The organism is Streptomyces davaonensis JCM 4913 (assembly GCF_000349325.1).
In the GTDB taxonomy this organism is placed as follows: Bacteria; Actinomycetota; Actinomycetes; order Streptomycetales; family Streptomycetaceae; genus Streptomyces; species Streptomyces davaonensis.
In genome coordinates this window covers 192,862-218,573 of sequence record NC_020504.1, presented here as the reverse complement: position 1 = coordinate 218,573, position 25,712 = coordinate 192,862, and the positions used below count along the sequence as shown (strand labels likewise).

Here is a 25,712-nt window from a genome sequence, read left to right as displayed (position 1 = left end):
ACGGCAAGGCGATAAACGAAACTGGGGTCCCGTTATGGGTATGAAGGATGCGGAGCCGGGGACCGTTCGGCCCGGAGGGCGGACGGCGCGGGTGCGCGCGGCGGTGCTGCAGGCGGCCGGGGACAGCCTGGCCGAAGGGGGCTTCGCCCGCTTGGACCTGGCCGACATCGCGCGCCGTGCCGAGGTGGGCAAGACGACCGTCTACCGCCGCTGGGGAACTGTGACCGGTCTGGTGGCCGACCTGCTGCTGGACATGGCTGAGCAGTCACTGCCGCGCACCGAGACCGGCTCACTCCTCGGCGACCTCAAGGCCAACGCCCGCCTCGTGCAACGCACTTTGGCGGACTCCAGGCAGGGCGCGCTCTTCAAGGCGGTGATCGCGGCAGCCACCTGCGAGCCCAAGACGGCCGAGGCACTGCACCGCTTCTACGACATCCGCGTCAGGGAATGGGCCCCCTGCGTCGAGCAGGCCGTCGACCGCGGCGAACTGCCCGCGGACACCGACCCCCACGAGGTGATCCGCGCCGTCTCGGCTCCCCTCTACTACCGCCTGCTGACGAGCGGCAACGCCCTCGACGAACCGGCGGCGGACCGCGCCGCCGAGGCCGCGGCGGCCGCCGCGCGTGCGGGGGTGTATGTGCGCCGCGAAGAAGCTGACTGAGCAGCAGGCCGCGGTCGTGCTGGGAGAGGTGCCCGCTCTGCTGCGGAAGGTGACCCGAGCCGGTGTCACAAGTCCCACGCTTTGACGGTATACGCGGCGGAACCGACCCCCACCGCATCCACCTGCACCCGCCACGGCCCTTCGCCCACAGGATAGAACCGCAGTGTGAGTGCGCGGCCGGCAGCGGTGAAGATCTCGGCGACCGAGTGGTCGAGCAGGATCCGCAGGGTTGCCACGGGACCTTCGGGCGGCAGGCGCCAATTGCCGTGCTTTGCGCGCCGGTCCAGAGGCGTGAGTGCGGTCGACGACCACTTCGCCCGTCAGTGCGTCGTGGAGCATGTCCAGGTACTCCGTGCCGTCCGGTGAGGTGAGCAGACGGCCACTACCGACGACGAATCCACCCGTTGGAGGGCCGGTTCGCCAAGACCGCCCCTGACACACCATCAGCCAACTACACTCCGGGCAACGCCTCCTGACCAGTCCAGATAGCGGAACGCTGCTGGAGTATTAGGCTCTTCAACTGTTGGGTGTTTCCCTTAGGGATCCTTGCTGATGCTGCATAGCAGGGTTGGCGTGGACCTTTGGGTAATCCCGTGATCTGTCATGCGATGGTGTGGGGCTCGCGCCGGGTCGGGCTGTCCGGTGCTGATGCGACCGTAGGGTCTGTGGTCATGGAGCTTCTTCGTTTGGCGGTGGCCGCGCGCAGGGTGGGTGTGCACCCGGGACCTTGCGGCTGTGGGCGAACGAGGGCAGGGTCCCGGTGGTGTGGGTGGGCAGGGAACGGCGTTTTGCCATGGGGGCGTTGGACGCGTTGACGGGGAACGCGGCGTCGGCCGAGCGGCGTGAGGCGCTGTATGTGCGGTCTGGGGCACCAATGGGCAGGAGTCGTCGCTGGCCGCGCAGGAGGCGGAGTTGCGGGCCTCGGCTTCGGGTGCGGTGTTCCGGGACCGGGCCTCGGGGCTGCGGGAGTCGCGTCCGGGTCTTGACCGGTTGCTGAAGCGGGCCGCGGCGGGGGAACTCCCGCTGGGCGCCGCGCCCTTCTCCCGCCGTGACTGGGCCTGGCACGTCATCGACCTGCGTCTTCCCGCCACCGTCGAGCCAGACGCCGTCCTGCACGCTCCGACCCTGCGCCCCACCCCCACGGGGGGATCGCCGTCGACCTGCCGCACTCCCGCCCGGTGGCCGCCGCCCCGGCCACCGGGCACACCGTAGCGGTCGGCTTCGACTGGGGCGTGAACACCCTGCTCACCGGAGCCCTGGGCCGCCTGACGGGCCGGGGCGAAACGGCGCGGGTGGTCACCGACGGCCGTCCCCTTGTCTACGACGCCAGCGCGGTCAGTGCGAAGCTGCACCGGCTGCGCACCCACCGCGAACACCTCGCGGCAAGACGCGACCACTACCGCGCCCTGGCGGACGGGCTCGGCTCCCCGCACCTTGCCTGGGGTGAACTCCTGGTCAAAGCCGCGATGGTGGAGGTCGAGCACGAGCGGGTATGCGCCCGCATCCGGCACCTGAACGACGCGCTGGCCTGGTCGGCCGCCCGCTGGGCCATCGACCAGGCCGAAGCACTCGGCGCCACCGTGATCTACCTCGAAGACCTCGCCACCCTCGAAACACGCGGCCGGCGGCGGGGCAACGCCCGGCTGTCCGGGCAGGTCCGCAGCACCGTCGCCGAGGCAATGAGGCACCTGGCCGCCAAGCAGGGCATCACCGTGGTCACGGTCCCGGCCCGGGGCACCTCCGCCCTGTGCCCGAAGTGCCTGGGCACGCTCGGCCACCACCCGGCACCCGACCGGCTGGCCGAGCACGGCTGGAAATGGGCCCACTGCACCGGCTGCGGCCTGTCCCTGGACCGCGACCACGCCGCCGCCCGCCGCATCGTCTCCCGCGGCCTGCTCGCCCAGGCCCACACCATCACCGAGCGCGCCACCGGCACCCGCACCATCCGCACCCCCGTCGAGGGCACCGTGGCCTGCGTGCGGCGCCCGAAGAAGACCACCCGCCGCCTGGCCAGCGCCCGCCGCGCGGCAGCCCTGCCCGCCAGGTCGCCCGGGCCGAAGACCACCCCCGGCAAGCCCCACCCCACCCTGGCCCGCCGGCCGAAGACCTCCCGCCGTACGCCTGAGGTGCGTACGGTCCCCGCCACCACCCCTCTCGGAGTGGTCCAGCGTCCGGCGGGGCATGACACCCAGGCACCGACACCTCACGGGCCGGTGCCAGGTCATGAAGTAATCGCCCTGTCCTGGCCGGAGCCACCTCCGGCCAGGACAGGGCGGCTCGCCCGCGAAACCTGCCGGCGGCGCACCCGCGCCGCCGAGCGGACCGGCTTCCACCACCTGCACGCCACCGAAGTCCACCCCCTCACCCCGAGGTTCGGACCCCACCGTGACGGCACACGGCCACGCCGCGCCCGAAAAGCCTGAAGCCCTCAGGCACACACAGAGTTTCCGAGACGCTTCAGCCTGGTAGCGAGGGCCGACCTGCCGTCACTCCCCGGTGACGCCTGCCACGGTTCCGCCCGACCCGCCGAACCCCACGAACACCTCTGCCCACCGGCTGGTCCCGCCGGAGTGCGCTCGCACGCCGCACCGAACCGACAGCGTGGTGACGATGCCAAGACCTCGGCCGTGCTCGTCCGGGTCACAGGCAGCTGTCGGCAGTAGTGCCGGAGCCGCAGGTCCGGTGTCGGTCACCTCGACGCGTACGACGCCGTGCTGATCCACCGAGCCCCGCGTCAGCCTCAGCGTCGCCGGCGGCAGGGCGTGCACGATCGCATTGGTGAGCAGTTCCGAGACCACCAGGAGCACGTCTTCGATGACGTCGCCCGTCAGCGTCCAGTCGGTGAGGACCGCGCGTACATGTCGACGTAGCGATGAGACCGCCCCCGGGGCGTGCGGCACCGGAAAGATGTGTTTCACCTCCCCGCGAGGCGCGGTGCCGAGCTGCGCCATGATCATGGGCCCTCCTCAGGCATGCGGCCCGGCCGGGAGCCGGGCGTCATGACACGCTAAGGAGGGAAATAGGGCCGGTCAACGAACAGCGGTCGGCATTACCGAACGCGGGTCTAAATTGAGGTGAAATCGGACTACTATCGCTTCATGACCGGCCCGGTCCAGTCCATAGAACGGGCGGCAGCGATCTTGCGTCTGCTCGCCGGCGGTTCCCGGCGGCTGGGCCTCGGTGAGGTGGCGTCGTCCCTCGGGCTGGCCAAGGGCACAGCCCACGGGATTCTGCGCACGCTGCAACACGTGGACTTCGTGGAGCAGGACCCGGCGACCGGGAAATACCAGCTCGGCGCGGCGCTGTTGCACCTCGGCACCAGTTACCTCGATGTCAATGAATTGCGTTCGCGCTCCCTCAACTGGGCCGACGCCCTGGCCGGTCGCAGCGGGGAGACCGTCCGCCTGGGCACGCCGCTGGAGGGCAGAGTGCTCGTCATCCACCACGTGTTCCGGCCAGACGACACCCTCCAGACTCTGGACGTGGGCGCGCTGCTGCCGCTGCACGCCTCCTCGCTCGGCAAGGTCCTGCTGGCCTTCGGCACCGCGCCGGTCGTCCCCCTGCTGGAGACCGAACTGGAGGCTTACACCCGGCACACCCTGGTCCTCCCGGACGACCTCAACCGGGCGCTCGACGAGATCCGGGACCTCGGCTGGGGCGCCGAGGTGCAGGAAATGAGCATGGGCGAAGCCGGAATCGCCGCACCGATCCGGGGGCAGGGCGGTCTTGTGGTGGGCGCGATCGGCGTCTCCGGTCCCGTCGAGCGGATCTGCGACACCAAAGGCCGACCTCAACCGGCCCTGATCACCTTGCTGCGGGAAGCGGCACGGGCGATCTCCAGAGACCTGGGCGCGGCCCGCTGGTAGGTCCCAGCGCCTGAGTGACCCATCGGAAAGCAGGCCCGATCATGGTTGAACGGTATGTGATGTCCATCGACCAGGGCACCACCTCCACACGATGCATTCTGTTCGACCACAGCGGACGGCTGGTGTCGGTCGCCCAGCGGGAGCATCAGCAGTACTTCCCCCGGCCCGGGTGGGTCGAGCACGACGCCGTCGAGATCTGGCGCAATCTCCAGCGCATCGTGCCCGAGGCACTGTCCAACGCTGGCCTGGACCCCGGACAGATCTCCGCCGTCGGCATCGCCAACCAGCGGGAGACGACCGTGCTGTGGGACCGGCGGACCGGCGTTCCGCTGGGCAGGGCGATCGTCTGGCAGGACACCCGCACCGCGCCGCTCGTGGAGGACCTGAGGATCCAGCCTGGGAACGAGTTCTTCCTCGAACGCTGCTGTCTGCCTCCCTCGACCTACTTCTCCGCACCCCGTATCCGCTGGCTGTTCGACCACGTCGCCGGGCTGGAGCAGCGCGCCCGGGACGGCGAGGTGCTCTTCGGCACGATGGAGAGCTGGCTGATCTGGAATCTCACCGGCGGTACGGACGGTGGACTGCACATCACCGACGCCACCAATGCCAGCCGTACGATGCTCATCGACATCCGCACGTTGACCTGGGATGACGTGTTGATGGAGTTCTTCGGGGTCCCGCGTGCGATGCTGCCGGAGATCCGCTCCTCGGCCGAGAGCTACGGCGAGGCCCGCACTGTGCTGCCGGGCGTGCGCATCGCGGCGGCCCTGGGCGACCAGCAGGCGGCTCTGTTCGGACAGACCTGTTTCTCTCCCGGCGAGGCGAAATGCACGTACGGGACCGGCAGCTTCCTGATGATGAACACCGGTACCGACCTCGTACGGTCCCGGCACGGGCTGCTCACCACCGTCGCGTACAAGATCGCCGAGCAGCCCACGGTCTACGCCCTGGAGGGCCCGATCGCCGTCACCGGTTCGCTGGTCCAGTGGTTCCGTGACCGTCTGGGCCTGATCAACAGCGCACCCGAGATCGAAACCCTGGCGCGCACTGTCGAGGACAACGGCGGCTGCTACATCGTCCCCGCCTTCTCCGGCCTGTTCGCACCCCACTGGCGCAGCGACGCCCGAGGCGTCATCGTCGGGCTCACCTCCTACATCACCAAGGGGCATTTGGCCCGAGCCGTCCTGGAGGCCACCGCCTGGCAGACACGAGAGGTCGTCGACGCCATGAACGCCGACTCCGCGCTCGCCCTGAAGGAGCTCAAGGTGGACGGAGGCATGACGTCCGACCACTTGCTCATGCAGTTCCTGGCCGACGTGCTCGACGTGCCCGTGGTCCGGCCGCTGGTCGCCGAGACGGTGTCCCTGGGCGCGGCCTACGCCGCCGGCCTCGCCGTGGGCTACTGGCCGGATCTGGCCATCCTGCGCCGTAACTGGCACCGGGCCGCCCAGTGGCTGCCGGACATGGATCCCGAACGGCGGGACTGGGAGTACGAGTGCTGGCAGCGAGCCGTTCAGCGGTCCCTTGGATGGATCCGACCGCCGAGCCGCTCGTGACGTCTCCCCCCTTCCGCGGCTGGCCCCTGCTCAGCCCGCCCATGTGCCTCCTGGGAGCGTCGTGCCAGTGTGTCGATGACGGATCGTTCGAGGGCGAGCTCCCAGCTGGTGTGGGCGGTTTCGTCGGGGATGGGGTCGTCTTGCTGGCCGGTTTCGAGGTCTGCGGTGAGGGTGGCGCATGCCTCGCGGAGGGCGGTCAGGTTCATCCCGTTGTTCGTCGGGGGCAGTGCGGGCGTCGTAGGGACGCGGATGGTGTGCGACGCCCTGGCCCGCACGGTGGATGTGGCCCCGATGGTCGCCGCGCTCTGCGGGCTGGGCAGGCCCAGGGGTGGCTGGGATGGAACGGCGCGTGCGGACGCGTTCACCGGTCTGCGGCCGCCGGTCCGGGAGCCCGGCGCGGATCGAGGAGTGGAGCGCTCCCTTCCGGCGAGGCAGGCTGTACTTATGCGTTTCCGTCTCCGCCCCTGTCTGCGGCCCGGAGCGTCCACTCGGCCAGGAGCGGTCGGTCACAGCGGGGTCCCGTTCCGGCTGGGGCAGTGTGTGCCCTTCGCGATCGTGCTGGCCGTACTGGCCATCGAGCTCTCGCCCGCGCACGATCTGGTCACCGGCCCCGTGATCGCCACGACGCCGGCGCTGGCCGCGCTGACAATGGGCCCGATGGGCACGCTGACCACGGCAGTCCTCGCCGCGGGTGTGAACGCGGCATCCGCGACCTACAACCGGTCGTGGGGGACGCTGACCCAGCTGATCTTCGGGAACTTCCTGGCGCTGTTCGTGGTGTCCGTGGCCAGTGTCGTCCTGAGCAACGCCATGCGTACGCGTCGGCAGGGCGAGCTCGACCAGGTCCGCCGGATCGCTGTGGCGGCGCAGGAGGTCGTCCTGCGGCCCGTCCCCGAGCGGCTGGGCCCGGTGCGGGCCGCCAGCCTGTGCCTCGCGGCGGGGACAGGGGCGCTGGTCGGCGGTGATCTGTACGAGGCCGTGCGGACGCCGTACGGCGTCCGGCTGATCGTGGGGGACGTGAGGGGCAAGGGGCTTTCTGCCATGCGCGCGGTCGCGGTGACCCTGGGCGCGTTCCGAGTGTCCGTGCACTACGAGGACGAGCTGACGGAGGTCATGCACTGCTGCGAGGCCGCGCTGCGACGGGAGGCGGCTGTGCCCGGCACGTACTCTCAGGAAGTTCTGACGGAGGGGTTCGTCACCGCTCTCATGGCCCAGGTGCCGGATGAACAGGTAGTGCTCGTGGTCAACCGTGGCCATCCGCCTCCGCTGGTGCTGCACCGGGGCAGCGTTCAGGCCCTGATGCCCGCCACGCCACTGCCGCCGCTGGGTCTGGAAGACCTCGTGGACGGCCTCACCGCGAAGGTCGAGAGCTATCCGTTCGTACGCGGCGACCGTCTGCTCCTGTACACCGACGGCGTGATCGAAGCCCGCAACCGCGACAACGACTTCTTCCCTCTGCCGCAGACCATGGAGGGGATACGGGCGAGCACGACCCCGCGGGAGTTCTTGGAGGAACTGCACCAGGCGTTGATCCGCCATACCGGAGACCGCTTGACGGACGACGTGGCGATGATCCTCGTCGATCGGCTCGACGAGGACACCGCCGGCAGCGGATACACATCGGGCACGGCGCGTACAGCCCGTTCCACGCGCCCCATGTCCTCGGCGGAGAGGTAGCCGAGAAGCTCTGCTTCCCCGGACCGCTGACGGCGGAGGCAGGAGCGATGGCAGCCCAAGTGGGTCACAACTCCAAGCTCAGGCACTGACGCCGTCTCGTGAACATCCACGAGTCTCAAGATCGTCAAATGCTGCCCAAACCGGCGGAGAAGCGCTGCTGCTTGAAGTGAACGAAGCCAAAGGCCGGGCCGCACTTCACAAACATGCCGTACGTGCCTGAATGACCCGTTGATACCCGCCAGGCACGGGCTCCTGGCGCTACTTGCAGACGTGCCTGACGCTCAAACGCACACGAGATAACGAGGATGGTCCTGCGCAGTGCTGCGGCGTACCGGTCGAGGTGGGGTGCTCCCTACGCCCGCGGGGATGGTCCCGCGGTGGCGGGCCGGGAACGTGCCGGGTGGTGGTTGTGGTGTGGTGCTGGTGTGGGCCGGGTCCCGGTGTCAGGTGATGCCGGGGGAGGGGGCTGGTGGGTGGTGCGTGGTCGCGGAGCGGGTCACGTCCGCCGAAGTGGTGTATTGACGGCGGTCACGTCCGCCGAAGTGGTGTATCGACGGCCACTCGGTGATCTCAGTTTTGAGGCTAGGCGGTGAGCTCGGTGGGCAGGGCGGTCTCGTCGGTTTCTGACTCGATCGGGTGGAGGCGGGCCTTGGCGAGCAGGTCGAGGCCCATGTAGCGGCGGGCCTCGGTCCACTCGTCGTTTGACATGCAGCGATTACCCCTCCGAGCGAACGCGTACGAGACTCGTTCGACAGCAGTGGGTTAAAGGTCAAGCTAAGGAGGCCGAACTCGCAGGGCAGGGGTACATGGTCTTTTTTGAGACCTTGTCGCCCGCTCCCGGTTGCACTCGATCGAGGACGTTCGCGAAACTCTCGGCCTCCGAACGATCGATGCCGACCCCTAAGTTTCCCATGTCGTGCCGCCGCCATCTCCTTCCACAACGGGAACTGAACGAGTTTGGCCCGTGACTACGCAACAAGCCGGGACGCATCCCCGACCAGTTACACCACTCGGTGGGACGCCATCCTCACCGCGGCCGGACAGCTTGTGACCACGGGCCATCGACGGATCCTCCGCCTGGCCCGGCAGGCGGTGGTCCGCGAGCTCGGCACGGCGGTCATCGAGGAATTCCTGGCAATGGCCGCTCAGCAGGGCGGGCCCGGGCGACCGCCGTGTTCGCGGGGCCGCCGCCAGGTAGTACCCCGCAGCACACCGGGGGTTCGGTGAAAGCGTCGGCGACACACTCTCCCAAGACGGTTGTCCGACGTGTGTTCATGGGCTGCTCGGCGCTGGGAAAGTACGGATAAAGGGGCTTCGCGGCGTGCTGGACGCCCCGTCGGCGTCCTTCTGCGTCGACGGGGCATCCGTGTCCCTGTCAGGAATGAGCGGGCCGACCGCGGCCTTGTTCGAGCGGTGCCAGGTCCCAGGCTTCGACCGTGTAGGCGGCGGAGCCGGTCCCCGTGGCGCCCGTCTGCACGCGCCAGGGACCGTCGCCGACGGGGTAGAAGCGCAGGGTGAGGGTGCGGCCGGTCGTGGTGAAGATCTCCGCGACCGAGTGGTCCAGCAGGATACGCAGGGTCGTGGTGGGTCCCTCGGGCGGAAGGCGCCAACTGCCGCCCTTCGCGCGGGGGTCGAGGGAGGCGTGGTCGCGGTCGACGACCAGCTCGCCGGTGACCGGGTCGTGGACGATGTCGAGGTGTTCGGTCCCGTCCGGTGACGTGAGCAGTCTCAGGCGTGCGCCGTGTTCGAGGGTCACGGTCAGGTCAGTGGCTCGGGACACTTCGCCGAGGTCCGTCAGCTGCTCGGTGCTCGCCTTTCCCTGTGCGGCGATCCGTCGTTCGCCGCGCAGGGCGAGCAGTTCGCGGGCCGGCCGCTGGAGCAGCTCGCCGTCCGCGCCCGGTTCCAGTTCGCGGGGCAGGGAGAGCATTCCGGACCAGCCGGCCTCATCGGTCCAGGCGCTGGGGGCGCCGACGTGTTCCTCGTCCCGGGCCTCCCAGATCCAGGCCCACATCAGCAGGCGGCCGTCGGGAGCGCGGAGCAGGGCGGGGGCGTAGAAGTCGGGGCCGTGGTCGAGAAGCCGGGGTGTCGCCGCGGCCCGGAACGCGCCGTCCTCTTCGCGGCCCGGCCAGTAGATCGCGCAGCTCGCCCCTTCCGCCGGGTCCCAGGCACTGGCGAGGACCGCGCCGCTGCCGTCGGGGAAGACGGCGTACTGGGCGCACTCCCAGCCTTCCTCGGTGTTGCGTCCACCGGGGAGTACATGGGGCGGACGGGCCAGGAAGACGCCCTGGTAGGACCAGTTGTCGAGGTCGGCGGAGGTGTACTCCAGGGCGGCGCCGCGGCCGTCGGCCAGGGCCGCGCCGACCAGCATGCGCCAGCGGTCGCCGTCCAGCCACACGTACGGGTCGCGGAACATGGTCGTGCCGTCGGGTGCCTGTGGGATCAGCAGCCCGCCGCGCTTCGTGAAGGTCGCACCACCGTCGTACGACACCGCCGAGGCCACCGGCTGGTGCCGACGACCGTTGTGACGGGCGGAGTAGAAGGCGGTGAGGCGGCCGCCGTGCGAGACGGCGTTGCCGGACCACACGCCGCCCTCATCGTCGCCGCCCGGGGTGGGTGCCAGGGCCACCGGCATGAGCTCCCAGTGGACGAGGTCCCGGCTGCGGTAGTGGCCCCAGTGCATGTCCGCGTGGCGTGCGCTGTGCGGGTTGTACTGGAAGTAGACGTGATAGTGGCCGTCGTGGAAGACCAGGCCGTTGGGGTCGTTGATCCAGTGTGCCGGCGGGCGGAGATGGACCGCCGGGAAGTGGGTGTCCGACGCGACCTGCTCCTGGATCTCAGCCATCGGCGCGCTCGTCGTAGCGGCGGCGGACGGCCGCGGCCTGCTTGATGTTGGCCTCGGACTCCTGCAACGAACGCTCGCCGCGCTGCCGGGTGCGCTCCTCCAAGTGCCGCATGTGGCGCTCGAATCGTGCCTCGTAGCGCTCTCGCATGACGGCGATCTCCTCGGCCATCGCGCCGGATCGGGTGGCGGGAACCGGCTTCGGCAGGCCGGCCGGGCGCACCGGAAGGCGCTGTTCCAGCGGCGGGATCGTGGCCCTCGGGGACGGGAGCGTCTGGTACCAGTACGCGGTCGAGGCCCAGTCGTCGGCGAGGTGGTTGCCGTGGCCGTGCTCGATGGAGACCCGGATACGGTCCTCGAAGCGGATCGGATCGGCCACGTGGAAACGGTAGTTGACGGAGTAGCCGGGGACGTCGGCCTCGTGCAGGATCGCGCCGTGGTAGAGGTAGGCGTTTTTCTGCATCCCCCAGGCGTGGTTGAAGTAGTCCTCGGTGCCGGTGCCGTGCAGGGAGGGCGGCCAGCTGGTCGAGCCGTTCGGCAGGAAGTCGTCGTCGATCCAGATCATGTCGTTGCCCTCGCCCCACCAACTGCCCTGCCGGTGATGGACGGAGAGGTTGCAGCCGACGTAGTGGCCCTTGCCCTCGGTGTCGAGGATGACGTAGTTGTCCTCGCCGGTGAGGTCGACGATGTTGACCTCGGGGCTGTTGGTCTGGATGTCCGGTGCCCAGCCGCCGCACGGGTTGCTGCGGCTCCAGCGGGCGTGGAAGTAGAGGGTGTCCTTGGGGAGTTGGTCCGGGAACAGCTCGTAGTCGATGTAGAAGTACTGCTGGATCGGCAGGTCGTTCTCGTTGACCAGTTCGATCCGTGCCCGCTTGTTGAACGGCATCGGCGCCCAGCAGTTCAGTGCCGCGCTGCCGCCGAAGATCAGGGACTCCTCGGGCTTGGCGGAGACGGTGAACAGGGCCGACTGGTAGCTGTTGGGCATGCAGTGGCCGATGCCGAAGAAGTCTCCGAGCGGGACGAGGACGGCCGGCTCGTCCTCGTCGTCCCAGGTGATCCTGATGAGGACCTTGCGGTAGTAGTCCGCGTCCGGCTCCTCCCAGTTGACGCCGAGCGCGTTGTGGATCTCCATCACGGGGGCCACGGTGTCGGCTTCCAGCGGGTCGATCAGGCCGGGGCCCAGGGTGCGGCGGCAGAATTGGGTCATCCAGATGTGGGTGATCCGGCCGGGGCCTTCGAGGTCGGCGAGGACACGGCTGGAGTGGGCGGGAGTCGTCCAGTAGTCCTGGTTACGGCCGCGCTGGTCCCAGCTGGAGACCCGGGCGGTGCGGGCCCGGGTGGGGCGGGTGAGGTGTTCGAGAGCGTGCGAGGGCATGGGAAACTGACCCCTTCAGTGATGGTTCGCTGAACTCGGGCGGCGGGAGACTGGACCTCTCCTGCCGCCCCCTTGCTGTGGTCCGGCCGCGGCCGGCCGTACTGCTGGTTGTGGCTCAGGCCGGGCAGCCGCAGGACTCCCGGTAGGTGATCTCCGGCTCCAGGCGGACGGTGCGCGGGCGGGATGTGAGGCTGCCGTCGATACGGCTGATCAGCAACTGCATCGCCGTGGCCCCGACCTCGTGGGCCGGCTGGGCGACCGCGGTGATGCCGGGCCGGAACAGGTCCGTGTGCGGGAAGCCGTCGAAGGTGGCGAACGCGAAGTCCTCGGGGACGGTCAGGCTCAGCCCCTTCGCAGCCGTCAGCACGCCTACGGCGGTCTCCGTACTCGCGGCGACCACCGCCGACGGCCGGTGCCGCCGCAGGACACCCGTCATACGCTCGCGGGTGTCGTCGGCCCGGCCGCTGCCGGTGACGATCAGGGTCTCGTCGACGTCGAGGCCCGCCTCGTCGAGCGCTTCGAGGTAGCCGCGCCGCCGTTCCGCGATGGTCGACACGTTGGTGTCGCCGACGGCAAGAGCGATCCGCCGGTGGCCGTGGGACACCATGTGCAGCACCAACTCCCGCATGGGCGCGGTGTTCTCGACGCCCACCTGGTCGGCCTTGACCTCGCCCAGGCGGTCGATCAGTACGACCGGTGTGCCCTGGTCGATGACCGCGGTGATCGCCTCCCGGTGGGACCGGGCGACCGGGGCGATGAGCAGGCCGTCGACCCGGCGCTCGGCGAGCACCTCCAGCGCCCGCGCCTCCAGCTCCGCGTCCTCGCCCGAGTTGGCCAGCAGCACGGTCAGACCGGCATCCATGGCCTCCCGTTCGACCCCGCGGGCCATCGCCGCGAAGGCCGGCTCGGCCACGTCCGTGAGGATCAGTCCGATGGAGTCGGTGCGTGAGCGGCGCAGCGCGCGAGCCAGGCTGTCCCGCCGGTAACCCGTGGACCTGACCGCCTCCTCGACCCGGACGCGGGTCTCGTCGCGGACCGGTCGGGTGCCGTTGATGACGTGCGACACGGTGGACGTGGACACGCCCGCCAGCCGTGCAACGTCGGAAATCGTGGCCACTGCCGCTCGTCGCCTCCTCATGTCGTCGGACCCTGTCCCTGATCCGGTCCGCAACTGCATAACGCCATAGAGCCCACCGGTCCACGCGGTTGGCCGGTTCGGCGTCCATTCGTTTCGCTCACCGGTTGGCATATCGAAACGATTGCGCAGACCTTCGCACGCCTTGCAGATGACCGTCAATGGCTACGACCAGCGCAAGGTGTCTCACTCGGGAAACTTCTCCGTCACGCAGTATTGACACAGTGCAACTCCCAAGGCACCTTTCATCGAAACGTTTGCGCCCCACCGAACAACCCCCGGAGCCCCCTCACCCCCCACGCCGGTTCCGCCTCCCCATCGATTTCCCGGAAGGCAACAGCACCATGGCGACCTCCCCTCAGCCCGCGCCCCTGACGCCGAGACAGCACTCCGGCATCTCGCGCCGACTCCTGCTCACCGCCACCGCGAGCGCCCTGTTCTTCACCGCCACGGCCTGCGGCTCCGCGGTGAACGCGGAGGGCGGATCGTCGTCGGACGGTCTGATCACGCTGTCCATGCACAACCCGGACAGCAAGACCCAGGACCCGGCGACCTGGCAGCTGGTGCAGGAGTTCAACAAGAAGCACCCCGACATGAAGATCAAGCTGGAGGGTCAGCCGGTCGACCAGCACGAGCAGCGCATGACCATCGCGGCACAGAGCGGCACGCTGCCGGAGATCTTCTGGGTGTACGACTCGCTCGCGAAGACCATGGTCAAGAGCGACGATCTGCTGGACCTGGGCCCGATCCTCGCCGAGAACGGCCTGAGGGCGAAGTTCGCGCCGAGCATGCTCGCCGGTTTCCAGCAGGACGGCGTCCAGTATGGCCTGCCGTACCAGGCGCTGGTCACCGGCTTCTACTACAACAAGACCATTCTGGACGAGCATGCGATCGCCGTCCCGGAGACCTTCGACGATCTGCTCGCCGCGGTGAAGAAACTCAAGGCGGCAGGCGTGGTGCCGATCGCGCAGGGCGCGAACAACTCCTCGTTCAGCGTCTGGGCGTTCCTCACCATGCTCGACCGCTTCGGCTACGAGGCGACGTACCAGGACATCCTGTCCGGCAAGGCGAGCTACGACAACGCCGACTTCCTGCGCTTGTACAAGCACGTGGAAGAGCTCGCCAAGGCGGGCGCCTTCCCCGCCAACATGAACACCCAGACCTACGCCCAGGCCGTCGCCTCCTATACGGCTGGCAAGGCGGCCTTCCTCGACGCCGGCGTCTGGGAGGCGGCGAAGATCCAGAAGACCGCGGTGGGCAAGGACACCGGCTTCTGGGCCGGGCCGACCTTCTCCGACGGCGTCGGCGACCAGAAGCTCGTGATGAACGTGCCCTCGGCGCCGTTCGTCGTCAGCGCCAAGGTGAAGGAGGACAAGAAGAAGTACGCCGCGGTGAAGGCGTTCCTCCAGTTCTACTACAGCGACGCGGGCCAGAAGATCCTCGTCGACAACGCCCAGCCGCCGGTCACCACGTACCAGCCGGCTGTCGACGCCGCCAAGGACTCGGTCTTCGCCGCCGTCTTGGCCGAAGCCTCCAAGTCCGGCTGGAAGAGCCCGAAGGCGCAGCCCGACCTGGTCGTCTCCGCGGCCACGGCGAGCGCCATGTACGACAGCTTCTACGGCGTGATGGGCGGCAGCCTCAGCCCCGAAGAGGCCGTGCAGAACGTCCAGAAGACCATCAAGTAGGTTCCGGCGGTCACCCCATGAACTGGCTCAGCTCGCGCCGGCACTTCGCCCTGATGGTCGCGCCGGCGCTGATCATCTACAGCGTGTACATGATCTACCCGATCCTGTACTCCCTCTACTACAGCTTCACGAACTTCGACGGCGTCTCCGCGGGCGGCTTCGCCGGGCTCGCCAATTACCGGCAGATGGCCCAGGACGACGCCTTCTGGACCTCGATGCGCAACACCGGGATCATCCTGGGCATCGCCCTGTTCCTGCTGATCCCGCTGGGCTTCCTGCTCGCGGTGCTGCTCAGCGGCAAGGTGCGGGGCAGCGGCGTGCTGCGGGCGCTGGTCTTCGCGCCGGCCATCATCGCGCCGATCCTCATCGGCCTGATCTGGATCTTCATCCTGGACCCGGAGATCGGCCTGGTGAACGCCTTCCTGCTGGCGATCGGCGTGCCGGCGCACCCGCAGTGGATAGGCGGCCCCACGCTCAGCCCGTACTCGATCGGCCTCGTCTACCTCTGGCAGCAGATTGGGTTCGTGCTGACCATCTTCTACGCGGGCCTGCGCATGTTGCCGCGTGACGTCATGGAGGCCAGCAGCCTGGACGGGGCGAGCCGCTGGCAGCAGCTGCGGCACATTCAGATCCCCATGCTGCGCGAGACGTTCGGCATCGTCACCGCCCTCGTCGTGACCGGCGTCTTCAAGGTCTTCGAGCTTGTTTACGCGCTCACCGGCGGCGGCCCCGTGCACCTCTCCGAGGTCATGGTCAGCTACATGTACCACATCACCTTCACCACCCAGCAGTACGGCTACGGCATGGCCCTGGCGGTGGTGGTGTTCGTGGTGGGTGCACTCGCCTCCGCGGCCACGTTCCTCGGCAACCGCCGTAAGGGAGACGTCCGTTGAGCACCGACACCGAGCTCAAGAAGCCACTCGCGCCTCCGACGGCACTCGGCGCGCCCCCGCACGGACCGCGACACCGCGGTCGCGGCCGGATCGTCGTCGCGGCGGTCGCCTACCTGATCACCTTCGTGATCCTGTTCCCGCTGCTGTGGATCGTGCTGCTGTCGTTCCAGACCAACGACAACATCCTGAACCACCCGTTCTCGCTGTCGGACCTCACCCTGGCCAACTACCAGCAGGCCCTGGAGACCCTCAACCTGCTGGTGATGTACAAGAACACGCTGATCCTGGCCGTCGTCTCGGTCACGATCGGGCTGATCATCTCCTACATGGCCGCTTTCGCGCTCACCCGCATGGTCTTCCGCGGCGGCGGGCGCCGCACGCAGAACACCCTGCGCTACTACTTCCTCGCCGGCCTGGCCATCCCCGTCTACATCCTGCTGTTCCCGGTGTACCGGCTCGACATCGCCTTCGGCCTGTTCGGCACCTACTTCGCGCTGATCCTGCCGTACGTCGCCGTCACGGTCCCCTTCAACATCCTGTTGCTGACCGGCTTCCTGAGGGACTTCCCCGAAGAGATCGAGCAGGCCGCGGTGGTGGACGGAGCCGGGACGTGGCGCATGGCCTGGAAGGTCGCCTTCCCGCTCATGCGTCCGGTCGTCGCCACCCTCGCGATCCTCAACGTCATCTACGTCTGGAACGAGTTCCCCTTCGCGGTCACCCTCATCAACGACCCGAACCTGACCACCGTGTCCCTCGGCGTCTCCCAGTTCCAGGGCGTCTACAGCGTCGACTACGGCGCCATGATGGCGTCCGCCACCCTCGTCCTGCTGCCGCAGCTGGCGATCTACGCGGCCTTCCAGAAGCAGGTCATCGCGGGCATGACCGCCGGCGCGGTCCGCTGACCGGCGCACACATCAGACACCCCCTTCGCGATGAGCTGGAGCCGTCATGCACCCTGCCCAACCACCCGCTCCGTCCCGCCGCACCCTCCTCAAAGGCGCCGCGCTCTCGGCCCTGACCACCGTGGCGTTCCTGGCCACCGAGCCGCCGCGGCCGGCCGCCGCGGCCGGCCCGGAGCAGCCCGACGCCGCCACGCCGCAGCCGTCGTACGCCTCGATCGTCGGCCTTCTCTGACCGACCCGACCACCGACCGGAAGGACACCCGTGGCCACTGTCTACGACGTCACCACCTTCAACGGCAGCGTCTCCCCGCACACCGACATCGGCAAGGTGATCAACGAGATCATCGCCGACATCAAGGCGAACCAGACCACCCAGAACACCAGACCTGGTGCCGTCATTTACATTCCGCCGGGCCACTACGACCTGCTCACCCGAGTGGTCATCGACATCAGCTTCCTGACCATCAAAGGTTCCGGGCACGGCTTCCTGTCCCGGGCCATCCACGACGACACCGCCGACACCAGCGGCTGGATCGAGGTGCAGCCCGGCTCCAGCCACATCCGGGTCCAGCACACCGACGGCAACAACGAGGCGTTCCTGGTCCAGCGTTCGGGGGCGCCCGGCACGGTCGGCCGGCTCAACGGCGTGGTCTTCCAGGACTTCTGCATCGACGGTGTGGCGTCCACCAAGCCGTATGTGGAGGGCAACCGCAAGATCGGCATCTCGGTGCAGTCGGACAATGACTCGTTCCGCTTCGAGGGGATGGGCTTCGTCTACCTCACCCAGGCCATGGTGGTCAAAGGCTCGGACGCGTGCAGCTTCACCAACAACTTCGTCGCCGAGTGCGGCACTTCGATCTCGCTCACCGGCGCCTCGCAGGTCGCGAAGATCACCAACAACTACCTGATCAGCGCCTGGGCGGGCTACTCCGTCTTCGCGGAGAACGCCGAGGGCATCCTTGTTTCCGGCAACACGATCCTGTGGGCCTGCAACATCACCCTCGTCAACTCCAACCGCTGCACCATCTCCGCGAACAAGCTGCTGAGCAACTTCCCCAGCATGATCGCCCTGACGAACGGCAGTTCGGAGAACCTGATCTCAGGCAACCACTTCCGCCGCGTGCATGGCGACGGCACCAGCACCCGCTTCGACGATCTCTACGGCCTGGTCCGCATCAACGGCGACGACAACGCCGTCACTGCCAACCAGTTCTCCTTCTTCGTCCCTGCCGCCAACATCTCCCCGTCCGGAGCCGACCCGACGATCGTTTTGGTCGCCGGCGGCACCCGGAACTACCTGGCCACCAACAACATCAGGGCCAACCTCGGCGTCAAGGTCGTCCTCGACGCCTCGTCCACCAAGACTAAGATCATCTACAGCGCCGAGAGCTCCCAGCTGCAGGCATACACCAACGACTACTCGCTCGTGGCCACACCCTGAGCGACGTCGTGCGGCGAACACGGGATCATCGCCGCAGCAGCGTTCAGGCGCTCAATCCCTACGGGCAGACGGTTGTTCGACACCGCGCCGTTGTCGCTGTCCTGAAGTGACCCCGCCGCCGGGTTGCGCCGTCCACTGAGGCGTCCCCCGGAGTGTGGACACGGGGGCTCATGCTGCGAGTGTGAGTTTACGTCCTCGCCTGTACTGTTGTTCGAACTCGGCTGGCGAGAGGTAGTTGAGGGCGCTGTGGCGCCTGCGGGAGTTGTAGTAGATGAGCCACTGGAAGATCTCCACCCTCGCCTGGCGTACTGTCGAGAACAGCCTCTGGTGCATCGTCTCTCTCTTGAGTCCCTGCCAGAACGATTTCAGCGAGGGCGTTGTAACTCGAGCCGACCCGGCCCATGCTCCTGCGGATCCCGAACCCATCGCAGACCTGCGCGAACGCGGCCGACGTGTACTGACCAGGGCCTCGATGAAATCGTCACCGTGGTCGTCATTCATGATCCGGTCGTAGGTCTGGGCGTCCCCCGGCCAGCGACGCGATGACCAGCGTGTACGCCTGGACCAGGTCATCCGGGCCGGTCATCACCTCCCGCAGTACCGGTGTCGCTCTTGCTGATGGTCATGACGATCTTCCTAAGCAGTTCGTGGGACCTGGAGACGGGCTGTGCGGTGCAGCGGACGTCGTCCCGCTCAGTCCCGGAGATAGGGTCGGTGCCAGTGGGGTTCGCTGAGGACCTTGGTCCACTCGGCTTCGAGCTGTTCGCGCTTGTCGTTAGGAAGCTCGTCCACGGTGGGGCGGAGCCCTTCGATGATCTTCGCGACCTCCTGCGGGTCGCGCCGGACGGGCAGACCGAGGTGGTGGGCCATCGTGCGGAGGGTCATGGCGGGTCATCTCAATCCAAGATATTTCGCTGCCTGCGCTCCCCACCCACCTGCATCCATGCAGGCCAAGCACAGCGCTTACACGTCCATACTGCGCGAGTACCACGCCCAGCATTGCGAGGATCTTGACTGGCGTCCCGAACGCCTTGCAAACCTGCCACCAGGCGAGCCCCCTGAACTGGGCCTATGTGTCCGGCGTGCCGAGCGAGTTCTTTCCAAGGTCGGGGAGCTGCTGCATGTGCGGGAAGCCTTCGTTCGTTTCATCATGATCACGCTGAACTGTCGCGATGCGGGCGACGGGCTCCAGGCAACGATGTGCCGACAACGGTTTGCCTACTTAGCTTGTTCTTTATCTACCAAGATCTTCCGGGCTTGCCGATGGCCTTGAGGGTCTCGGGGCGTTTGACGGTCTTGCCGACGTCGTAGCGGGGTGCCCGGTGTTTGTTCTTGGCGCCGGGTGGCCGTCCGGGGCCGACGCCTCGGGGTTTGGGAACACGGGCCGGGCATGCGAGGTGAGCGCGGATGTTCCTGAACCCCCGGCGGACCCGGGCCGGCGTGAGCCGGTCGGATGTGGTGGGCTTCTCCCAGGGTCGGCGGAGGTCCGCGGCGAGCGGGCGGGCGAGCCGGAGCTGGGTGTGAGCAACGATCAAAATCCAGGTCCAGCGGTCCGCTGCCTCGGGCGTGCGGAGTTTCGGGGTGGTCCATCCGAGGGTCTGCTTCGCGAAGCGGAAGGTGTGCTCCAGGTCGAAGCGGCGGAGAAATGCCTGCCAGAATCGGTCCACGTCATCAAAGGTGGCGCCGGTCTTGGAGGACCACAACCACACCGGCGGAGCATCCCGGTCCTTCGACAGATGCTCGACCTTCAGCCGCATCAACGTCCCCTCGACCAAGGGGAGTTCGCCGTCGTGGTCGAGCCATGAGGAGCGGTGGGTGAGCCGGGGGTGGACCCGGTCCCAGGCCTGGGTCTCGGCCTTGCCGTAGTTGGCCGTGTCTGTGACCGTGGTGACCGCGGGCTCGGGCCAGGTCTCCGGCTTGGCGAAGCGGAATTCCGGGCCGTGCTTGGGCGGACGGCCGTTCGTCCCCGGCTGGCGGAGCGGCTTCGGCAGCCGCATCACACGGTCGGAGCGGACCCGGCCGACCAGCTCGACCGGCAGGTCGCGCAGGACCCAGGCCAGGCGGGTGACGTCGTAGCCGGCATCGCTCACGATCACGATGTCCGGGTCCCCGGGCTGCCACTGACCGCAGGTGATGAGCCGTTCGACGACACCACGGAGCTGGGTGGCGGTGACCGCGGTCGCGTCGTCCACCGGGCCGAGCCGCACCGCGTCCAGGAGCGCGGTCCAGGACGTGGCACCCGGCTCCAGCACGGCGACGAAGGAATAGGGCCAGCCCGGGATGAACTGCGACGCCGTCTTCGCGCGCCCGTAGACGTGACAGAACAGCCGGTCGGCCGAGCACGGCGCGTCCGAGCGGAGCCACGGTGACACGTCGACCGCCAGGACCAGGCGCCCGCCGTCGAAACGCGGCAGCGGCAGCCCGGCCAGCACCGCCCGCAGCCGATCGACGTCGAGCCGGCCGTGGTTCAGGCCGCCGTACATTGCACCGTGCCCACGACGATGCTCGGGCAACAGCGTCAGATCCACCGGGGACTTCACCGCACCGTCCGCACACAGCACCGCGTCGGTGAGTTCGAACAACTCGTCACGCCGGGCGGTCAGACACTCGTAGAACTCGCCCCGGAAGCGTGACGCTTCCGCGAACGCTTCCCTCCAGACAGCATCAGGCACCAGACTCACCCTCACGGCCTTCGTCTTGGTCACGTGCACCTTGGTCGGAGCACATGATCAGACGAAGGCCGCCCCCACGTCCGGCGAACCCCCAGGTGAGCGACCCAGTTCGAGACACCGTTCGAGGCCGGAAGATAAAGAACAAGCTTAGACGCAATACCGGTAACTTAGGGGCAATCTGGTCGTTGTTGTGGTGTGCCAAGAGCGGGTCAACTGAAGTCATCTGGTGAGCGGTTGTCGGATCGGGTCGCGGTCGGGGTGCTGACGCAGGCGTTTCCTCAGTCGCTGGTGGATGAGGTGCTGGCGGAGACGGGCCGCGTGCAGCGGCGGAACCGGCTGTTGCCAGCCCGGCTGGTGGTCTACTTCGTGCTGGCGATGTGCCTGTTCTCCGGGCAGAGCTATGAGGAGGTCGCCCGGCTGCTGACCACGGGTTTGCAGGGTGCGCGGCGTTGGCGTGCATCGTGGGTGGTGCCGAGTACGGCGGCGATCTGGAAAGCCAGGTCCCGGCTGGGGGTGGCGCCGATGCGGCAGTTGTTCGCGCGGGTGTGCCGTCCGGTTGCGACACCGGGCACTCAGGGCGCCTTCTACCGCGACTGGCGGCTGACCGCGATCGACGGCACCACATTTGACCTGCCCGACACGAAGGCGAACGTGGAGGCGTTCGGCCGTCCGCCCCGCTCCGGGCGCGGTGAACAGGACGTCGGCTACCCGCAGTTGCGCATGGTCGGCCTGGTGGAGTGCGGCACCCACGCCGTCTTCGACGTCGCGCTCGCAGCTCTTCGCACCGGAGAGCAGACCCTGGCCCGGACGGTCCTGAGATCCCTGCGGCAGGGCATGCTGCTGCTGGCCGACCGCGGCTTTTACGGCGTGGACCTGTGGCGCGAGGCAGCGGCGACCGGGGCGGACCTGCTGTGGCGGGTACGCAAAGACCTCGTGCTGCCGGTGGTCGAGCAGTTGCCGGACGGCTCGTATCTCACCGAGATCTTCGACCGCAGCGACATCCACCACACCCGTCGCGGGGTGCCGGTACGCGCGGTGGAATACACCATTGCCGGACATGAGGGCGTCTACCGGCTCATCACCACGATCCTCGACCCGGACAAGGCCCCGGCCGCCGAACTGGCCGCCCTCTACGCCCAGCGATGGGAGTTCGAGTCCACCCTCGACGAGATCAAGACCCACCTCGGCGGGTCGCACCTGGTACTGCGTTCGCAGCATCCTGACGGAGCTGAGCAGGAACTTTACGGCTTCCTGCTTGTCCACCACGCCATCCGGCACCTGATGCACCAGGCTGCACGACAAGTCGACCAGGACCCCGACCGGATCTCCTTCACCCGCTCACTGCGCGTCGTGCGCCGCCAGGTCACCGACCAGGCGGCCTTTTCCCCCCGGCCGGCTCGCCCGCGCCATCAAGGCCACCCACGCTGAACTCCTCGAACGCCTCCTGCCACGGCGCCGCCGCCGGGCCAACCCCCGCGTCATCAAACGCAAAGTCGCCAGCTGGCCGCTCAAACGCGTTGCCCACCGAGTCGCAGACCGCCCACGTGTTCCGGCCGTCACCATCGTTGGCGCCACCAAACCCAAACGGGTCAAGCGGACACCAAAGCCCTAAGTTACCGGTATTGGCTCTAGCCTCGATCTTTCTTGACGGTCCGCCGACGGAGTCGGTGGACCGTTTCGCTTTCGGCGGCTGATGCCGGGCAGGTCGGCGGCCCGAGTCTCGCGTCGGGTGGGCGCCGGGTTCCACTGCTCCGGGTGGGGGTGATGCTGCTCGCAGGGGTAGGGGCTTCTGGTCAGTCGGGGTTCGGCAGGAGTGCGAGCCGTGCGAGGGCGTCTGTGATCTCGCTGGTCCAGGGCCAGTGGCGGGCGAGGCGGAGGATGCGGCGCCGGCCGGTGGTGACGAGCTGGCCAGCCGCGGAGAACAGGCGGAACCGCAGGCGGCGAGGTTCCCAGAGACGGGCCTTGCAGGTCAGGGCGAGCAAGGGCATCCAGGCCAGCAGGTCGAGAGCAATCTGGACGATCTCCAGCCAGATCTTGTTCTGCGCGGTGTCGTGCAGGGGCAGGTTGCGCAGGCCCGTCGCGCGGGCGGCCCGGATGCGGTCCTCGGCCCGGGCCCGCAGCCGGTGGCGGAGTTCGAGTTCGGCAATGGGACGGTCGGCGGTGTTGGTGGCGAAGCAGGTGAGCCGCATGCCGTCGGCATCTGTGATCCTCAACTGGGCGCCGGGATGGGGTCGTTCCTTGCGGACGATCAGCCGCAGGCCCTTCGGCCACCCGATGAGGATGTCACCGGTGAGTTCCGCGACCCAGGCCCCGTCGCGGACCTCACCGTCCGACTCGATGGCCGAGGTCCAGGCCGATGCCGGGATCTTGAGGACGTGCTGGTGGACGGCCTCGGTGATGACCATGCCGACCGAGTAGGACAGCCAGCGGCCGCGCCGGGCGAGCCAGGCGACGAACTCGTGGGTGCCGCCCGCGGAATCGCAGCGGATCAAGGTCTGCCGCCCACGCCGGTACTTCTTGGGCAGCTGAGCGAGGGCGAGTTGCGCCGTGGTGATGTGGTCGGCGGCGGTGTTCGAGCCCGCGTTGCCCGGCCTGAGCAGAGCGGCGACGGGTTCGCCGGTGCCGCCTGGCCCGTGGTCGACGAACCCCATCAGGGGGTGGTGGCCGTAGGTCTTCTTCCAGGTCGGGGCGGCGTCCTGCTTGTCGGAGTGTGCGACGACCAGAACTCCGTCCAGGTCCACGGTCACTTCCCCGCAGGCGTCCGGAGCCCGGTCGGCGGACAACTCCCAGACCCGGCCACGGATTTCGGAGCGGGCATTGCGGATGGCGGTCAGTGCCTTCTCGCCCGCGGTGGCGAGGGTGCCGATCAGGCGGGAGACCGTCGGGTCGGAGGCGACCGGCCCGAACACGGACGGCTCGGCCCGCAGCGTCGCGATGTCGGCGAGACAGTCCCCGCCGAGTGCGACCGCCAGCGCAAGGTCCAGGAGGATCTTGCCCGGGTCGTGGACGGCCCGAGGCTTTCGCCACGGAGCGAGCACTGCGGATAACGCCCGGTCGAGACCGGTCTTGCGGACCGTTTCGACCAGCAGGACGGATCCGGCCAGGGAGACGACCTGGCGGCCGTCGCCCTGGACACGCACAGGAGGATAGGAACCTATAGGCTGCTTCACCTGGAAAGTGCCTCTGGTTTCAGCGGGAACAAGGACCTCGACAATCCTCATTCTTGCTGGTCAGGGGCACTTTCTGCTGAGTTGACCACCTGCCGGACAGCCCGCTTTATGAAAGCGCGAGGCTAGACCTCGCCGAAAGCCTGCACGGCGCCCAGCACGTGGGCGAGCGTTTCTACGAGATGCCCTTTGACACCGCTCTTACGGTGGTCAGGGTGGCGGCAGAAGCTGGTCTCGTCCGACCTCACCCTGTGCAAGCGTACTGAAGCCGACGCGTGAGACGCACGTGACACCGAGCCCGATGTCACGGAACCACCGACCGCTCGTAGCGGCCTTCGCGGACAGCCATCGGCTGCGTGGGCCAGTGTGAAGGGCGGAGTCTCATGGCCGAGTCAGGCGCTGGGCTGTCTTGGGGACAGCAAGGGGCGCAGGCGTTCGTTAGTCGGTGACCCGGTAGTGGATGGCTTGCTGGCCTGTTGCTTCTCCGAGCTGGCGGGCCATTTCGTCTACGAGCCGGTCGGCGGTTTCTGGGGAGGGGGCATCCTCGATGTCGACGTACCAAGTGCCGAGGAGCTCCCACGACGCGCTGACTGTTGTTGCACCAGAGCGAAATGTCAGCACGTCCGTGTTCTCCAGGATCTCGCATTCGAAAGATCTTGGTTTGAGGACGGCTGCGAGGTTGGTGCCAAGTGTTGGCCAGTCGTTGCCGTCGGCTGTGCTGATCGTGTACTCGGGCATGGAGGCATCGTGTCAGATCGGGTGTGAGGTCGTGGCGGCTTGATGACCGAGTCAAGGGGCGGCGGCCTGCCGCCGGCTGTGGCGTCGGATGGGGCGTTGAACGTCCCTGGGGCTCTTGATGCCGTCGGCCGGTGTGGAAGGTGTTGGTGGACAAGGGAACGTGCTGGGGGGCGGGTGGGCTGTGTGTGGGTTGGTCAGTTGGCGGGTCCTGTGCAGCGCAGGCGATTGCGGCGATGTGCGGACCGAGCAGGTCTGTCCCGCGACGCTGTGGACGAGATTGCCGCGCACGCCTGCACATGTGCGGTGGGCGAGGCAGCCGGTGCTTGTGCCGAGTGCAGCAGGGTGGGATCGGCCCGCAGGACACGGTGGTGCATTTCTTGGAGTTCGGGGCCTGGGTCGATGCCGAGTTCTTGGGCCAGGAGCCGTTGCGCTTCGTCGTAGACCGCCAGACCTGCGGCCTGTCGCCCCGAGCGGTAGTGGGCGAGCATGAGGAGTGTGCGCAGACGTTCGTCGAAGGGGTGTCGCGCAACGAGTTGTTGTAGGTCGACCGCTGCCGCGGTGGTGCTTCCGAGTTCCAGTTCCGCAGCGAGCCGGTCGGTCTGGGCCTGGAGGCGGAGATGCTCAAGGACGTGTCGATGCGCGTCGGCCCGCGGCCCTGGGAGTCCTTGCAGTGCCTCGCCCTGCCACAGTGTCAGCGCGTGGTGCAGGTGGCGGGCAACATCCCGGAGACAGCCTTCGCGCCGTGCTCTGTCCGCCTTTGACGTCAGGGATCTGAACGCCTTGAGGTCGCAGTTGTGCACCGTGGTGGCCAGGGAGTAGCTGTCACCCCGAGAGCGGATGACGGACGACGCCGAGGTGCAGGCAGGTTCCAGTGCCTGGCGCAGCCGGTAGACATGGGTCCGTATAGTGCCGACGGCTGTGGCGGGGGCGGAGCCTGCCCACAGGGCGTCGGCCAGGGCAGGGACGGACACCGGGGTTCCCTCGGCAAGGATCAGTGTGGCCAGCACCGCCTGCTGCTGGGGTGGACCCAGCCTGATTTCCTCGGTTCTGATCCAGGCGCGCACGGGGCCCAGTACTGAGAAACGCAGGTGGTTCATCGAAGAAA

At 68.1% G+C, this 25,712-nt stretch carries 23 protein-coding genes and 2 pseudogenes; 12 read left to right on the top strand and 13 right to left on the bottom strand.

All coding sequences use genetic code 11. The annotated features are described in order from the left end of the window. Positions 1 to 34: 34 nt before the first annotated feature. Positions 35 to 661, top strand: a complete 627-nt coding sequence (locus tag BN159_RS00945) for a TetR/AcrR family transcriptional regulator (RefSeq protein ID WP_015654985.1) — start codon at positions 35 to 37, stop codon at positions 659 to 661. 65 nt (positions 662 to 726) lie between these two features. On the opposite strand, the gene BN159_RS46715 is transcribed toward BN159_RS00945, so the two are convergent. Next, positions 727 to 897, bottom strand: a complete 171-nt coding sequence (locus BN159_RS46715) for a GH32 C-terminal domain-containing protein (RefSeq protein WP_231905550.1) — start codon at positions 895 to 897, stop codon at positions 727 to 729. A gap of 646 nt (positions 898 to 1,543) precedes the next feature. Between BN159_RS46715 and BN159_RS42605 the strand changes: the two are divergent. Both BN159_RS42605 and BN159_RS42600 read left to right on the top strand, forming a co-directional pair. Beyond that, a pseudogene (locus tag BN159_RS42605) lies at positions 1,544 to 1,873 on the top strand (recombinase family protein); the annotation flags it as partial. Next, complete coding sequence (locus BN159_RS42600; RefSeq protein WP_015654984.1) at positions 1,840 to 3,084, top strand: zinc ribbon domain-containing protein; 1,245 nt, start codon at positions 1,840 to 1,842, stop codon at positions 3,082 to 3,084. The pseudogene BN159_RS42605 and the gene BN159_RS42600, both read left to right, overlap by 34 nt. Before the next feature lie 63 nt (positions 3,085 to 3,147). Here the strand turns inward: BN159_RS42600 and BN159_RS00935 are convergent, their stop codons facing one another. Next, positions 3,148 to 3,618: an ATP-binding protein gene (locus tag BN159_RS00935; RefSeq protein WP_015654983.1), complete on the bottom strand. Its 471-nt coding sequence runs from the start codon at positions 3,616 to 3,618 to the stop codon at positions 3,148 to 3,150. 141 nt (positions 3,619 to 3,759) lie between these two features. On the opposite strand from BN159_RS00935, the gene BN159_RS00930 reads away from it, so the two are divergent. The 3 genes from BN159_RS00930 (at position 3,760) to BN159_RS00920 (ending at position 7,760) form a co-directional block, all read left to right on the top strand. Then, positions 3,760 to 4,527 carry an IclR family transcriptional regulator gene (locus BN159_RS00930; protein ID WP_041818682.1) on the top strand — a complete coding sequence of 256 codons (768 nt, stop codon included), beginning with the start codon at positions 3,760 to 3,762 and terminating at the stop codon, positions 4,525 to 4,527. Positions 4,528 to 4,568: 41 nt separating this feature from the next. Further along, a complete protein-coding gene (glpK, locus tag BN159_RS00925; RefSeq protein WP_015654981.1) occupies positions 4,569 to 6,083 on the top strand; it encodes a glycerol kinase GlpK in 1,515 nt (504 codons plus the stop codon). 540 nt (positions 6,084 to 6,623) lie between these two features. Further along, entirely contained in the window at positions 6,624 to 7,760 is a 1,137-nt protein-coding gene (locus tag BN159_RS00920; RefSeq protein WP_231905548.1) for a PP2C family protein-serine/threonine phosphatase, read from the top strand. Between the two features lie 582 nt (positions 7,761 to 8,342). Here BN159_RS00920 and BN159_RS47360 read toward each other — a convergent pair. From BN159_RS47360 to BN159_RS00905, 5 genes and pseudogenes are all read right to left on the bottom strand, one after another. Further along, entirely contained in the window at positions 8,343 to 8,468 is a 126-nt protein-coding gene (locus BN159_RS47360) for a hypothetical protein (RefSeq protein ID WP_015654979.1), read from the bottom strand. 445 nt (positions 8,469 to 8,913) lie between these two features. Then, positions 8,914 to 9,036, bottom strand: a pseudogene (locus BN159_RS46710) (carbohydrate kinase family protein); the annotation flags it as partial. A gap of 99 nt (positions 9,037 to 9,135) precedes the next feature. Further along, on the bottom strand, positions 9,136 to 10,602 hold the full coding sequence (locus tag BN159_RS00915) for a glycoside hydrolase family 32 protein (RefSeq protein ID WP_015654978.1): 1,467 nt from the start codon (positions 10,600 to 10,602) through the stop codon (positions 9,136 to 9,138). After that, a complete protein-coding gene (locus BN159_RS00910; RefSeq protein ID WP_015654977.1) occupies positions 10,595 to 11,974 on the bottom strand; it encodes a glycoside hydrolase family 172 protein in 1,380 nt (459 codons plus the stop codon). The genes BN159_RS00915 and BN159_RS00910 overlap by 8 nt, the downstream gene beginning before the upstream one ends. A 115-nt stretch (positions 11,975 to 12,089) precedes the next feature. Then, positions 12,090 to 13,091 (bottom strand): LacI family DNA-binding transcriptional regulator, encoded by a 1,002-nt coding sequence (locus BN159_RS00905; RefSeq protein ID WP_015654976.1) that lies wholly within the window; start codon positions 13,089 to 13,091, stop codon positions 12,090 to 12,092. Between the two features lie 362 nt (positions 13,092 to 13,453). On the opposite strand from BN159_RS00905, the gene BN159_RS00900 reads away from it, so the two are divergent. From BN159_RS00900 to BN159_RS00880, 5 genes are read left to right on the top strand one after another with little or no spacing between them, the layout of a single operon-like run. Then, on the top strand, positions 13,454 to 14,794 hold the full coding sequence (locus BN159_RS00900) for an ABC transporter substrate-binding protein (RefSeq protein WP_015654975.1): 1,341 nt from the start codon (positions 13,454 to 13,456) through the stop codon (positions 14,792 to 14,794). A 17-nt stretch (positions 14,795 to 14,811) separates the two neighbouring features. Then, complete coding sequence (locus BN159_RS00895; RefSeq protein ID WP_015654974.1) at positions 14,812 to 15,687, top strand: carbohydrate ABC transporter permease; 876 nt, start codon at positions 14,812 to 14,814, stop codon at positions 15,685 to 15,687. Then, positions 15,684 to 16,589: a carbohydrate ABC transporter permease gene (locus BN159_RS00890; RefSeq protein WP_015654973.1), complete on the top strand. Its 906-nt coding sequence runs from the start codon at positions 15,684 to 15,686 to the stop codon at positions 16,587 to 16,589. Before BN159_RS00895 ends, BN159_RS00890 begins: the two co-directional genes overlap by 4 nt. A gap of 46 nt (positions 16,590 to 16,635) precedes the next feature. Continuing rightward, on the top strand, positions 16,636 to 16,821 hold the full coding sequence (locus tag BN159_RS00885; RefSeq protein ID WP_015654972.1) for a hypothetical protein: 186 nt from the start codon (positions 16,636 to 16,638) through the stop codon (positions 16,819 to 16,821). Positions 16,822 to 16,851: 30 nt separating this feature from the next. Continuing rightward, positions 16,852 to 18,030: a NosD domain-containing protein gene (locus tag BN159_RS00880; protein WP_015654971.1), complete on the top strand. Its 1,179-nt coding sequence runs from the start codon at positions 16,852 to 16,854 to the stop codon at positions 18,028 to 18,030. Positions 18,031 to 18,198: 168 nt separating this feature from the next. On the opposite strand, the gene BN159_RS43390 is transcribed toward BN159_RS00880, so the two are convergent. The 3 genes from BN159_RS43390 to BN159_RS00870 all read right to left on the bottom strand — a co-directional run bounded on the left by BN159_RS43390 (position 18,199) and on the right by BN159_RS00870 (position 20,711). Next, entirely contained in the window at positions 18,199 to 18,456 is a 258-nt protein-coding gene (locus BN159_RS43390; protein WP_408055027.1) for an integrase core domain-containing protein, read from the bottom strand. Positions 18,457 to 18,723: 267 nt separating this feature from the next. Continuing rightward, a complete protein-coding gene (locus tag BN159_RS00875; RefSeq protein ID WP_015654969.1) occupies positions 18,724 to 18,915 on the bottom strand; it encodes a hypothetical protein in 192 nt (63 codons plus the stop codon). A 353-nt stretch (positions 18,916 to 19,268) separates the two neighbouring features. Next, positions 19,269 to 20,711 (bottom strand): NF041680 family putative transposase, encoded by a 1,443-nt coding sequence (locus BN159_RS00870; protein WP_051113613.1) that lies wholly within the window; start codon positions 20,709 to 20,711, stop codon positions 19,269 to 19,271. A 186-nt stretch (positions 20,712 to 20,897) separates the two neighbouring features. On the opposite strand from BN159_RS00870, the gene BN159_RS00865 reads away from it, so the two are divergent. Continuing rightward, the gene (locus tag BN159_RS00865) at positions 20,898 to 22,130 is read left to right on the top strand and encodes an IS4 family transposase (protein ID WP_041818680.1); all 1,233 of its coding nucleotides are present in this window, start codon (positions 20,898 to 20,900) and stop codon (positions 22,128 to 22,130) included. 365 nt (positions 22,131 to 22,495) lie between these two features. Here BN159_RS00865 and BN159_RS00860 read toward each other — a convergent pair whose 3' ends face one another. From BN159_RS00860 to BN159_RS43380, 3 genes are all read right to left on the bottom strand, one after another. Further along, positions 22,496 to 23,872 carry an IS1380 family transposase gene (locus BN159_RS00860; RefSeq protein ID WP_015654966.1) on the bottom strand — a complete coding sequence of 459 codons (1,377 nt, stop codon included), beginning with the start codon at positions 23,870 to 23,872 and terminating at the stop codon, positions 22,496 to 22,498. A gap of 435 nt (positions 23,873 to 24,307) precedes the next feature. Next, positions 24,308 to 24,607 carry a hypothetical protein gene (locus BN159_RS00855; RefSeq protein WP_015654965.1) on the bottom strand — a complete coding sequence of 100 codons (300 nt, stop codon included), beginning with the start codon at positions 24,605 to 24,607 and terminating at the stop codon, positions 24,308 to 24,310. A gap of 194 nt (positions 24,608 to 24,801) precedes the next feature. Then, positions 24,802 to 25,704 (bottom strand): AfsR/SARP family transcriptional regulator, encoded by a 903-nt coding sequence (locus tag BN159_RS43380; RefSeq protein ID WP_015654964.1) that lies wholly within the window; start codon positions 25,702 to 25,704, stop codon positions 24,802 to 24,804. Positions 25,705 to 25,712: the final 8 nt, after the last annotated feature.

Coding starts and splice junctions, on each gene's coding strand:
- BN159_RS00935 (WP_015654983.1), bottom strand. CDS start 3,618: ATGATCATGGCGCAGCTCGGCACCGCGCCTCGCGGGGAGGTGAAACAC.
- BN159_RS47360 (WP_015654979.1), bottom strand. CDS start 8,468: ATGTCAAACGACGAGTGGACCGAGGCCCGCCGCTACATGGGCCTCGAC.
- BN159_RS00875 (WP_015654969.1), bottom strand. CDS start 18,915: ATGACCCTCCGCACGATGGCCCACCACCTCGGTCTGCCCGTCCGGCGC.
- BN159_RS00945 (WP_015654985.1), top strand. CDS start 35: ATGGGTATGAAGGATGCGGAGCCGGGGACCGTTCGGCCCGGAGGGCGG.
- BN159_RS43380 (WP_015654964.1), bottom strand. CDS start 25,704: ATGAACCACCTGCGTTTCTCAGTACTGGGCCCCGTGCGCGCCTGGATC.
- BN159_RS00895 (WP_015654974.1), top strand. CDS start 14,812: ATGAACTGGCTCAGCTCGCGCCGGCACTTCGCCCTGATGGTCGCGCCG.
- BN159_RS00885 (WP_015654972.1), top strand. CDS start 16,636: ATGCACCCTGCCCAACCACCCGCTCCGTCCCGCCGCACCCTCCTCAAA.
- BN159_RS00930 (WP_041818682.1), top strand. CDS start 3,760: ATGACCGGCCCGGTCCAGTCCATAGAACGGGCGGCAGCGATCTTGCGT.
- BN159_RS43390 (WP_408055027.1), bottom strand. CDS start 18,456: ATGGGTTCGGGATCCGCAGGAGCATGGGCCGGGTCGGCTCGAGTTACA.
- BN159_RS00915 (WP_015654978.1), bottom strand. CDS start 10,602: ATGGCTGAGATCCAGGAGCAGGTCGCGTCGGACACCCACTTCCCGGCG.
- BN159_RS00900 (WP_015654975.1), top strand. CDS start 13,454: ATGGCGACCTCCCCTCAGCCCGCGCCCCTGACGCCGAGACAGCACTCC.
- BN159_RS00855 (WP_015654965.1), bottom strand. CDS start 24,607: ATGCCCGAGTACACGATCAGCACAGCCGACGGCAACGACTGGCCAACA.
- glpK (WP_015654981.1), top strand. CDS start 4,569: ATGGTTGAACGGTATGTGATGTCCATCGACCAGGGCACCACCTCCACA.
- BN159_RS00910 (WP_015654977.1), bottom strand. CDS start 11,974: ATGCCCTCGCACGCTCTCGAACACCTCACCCGCCCCACCCGGGCCCGC.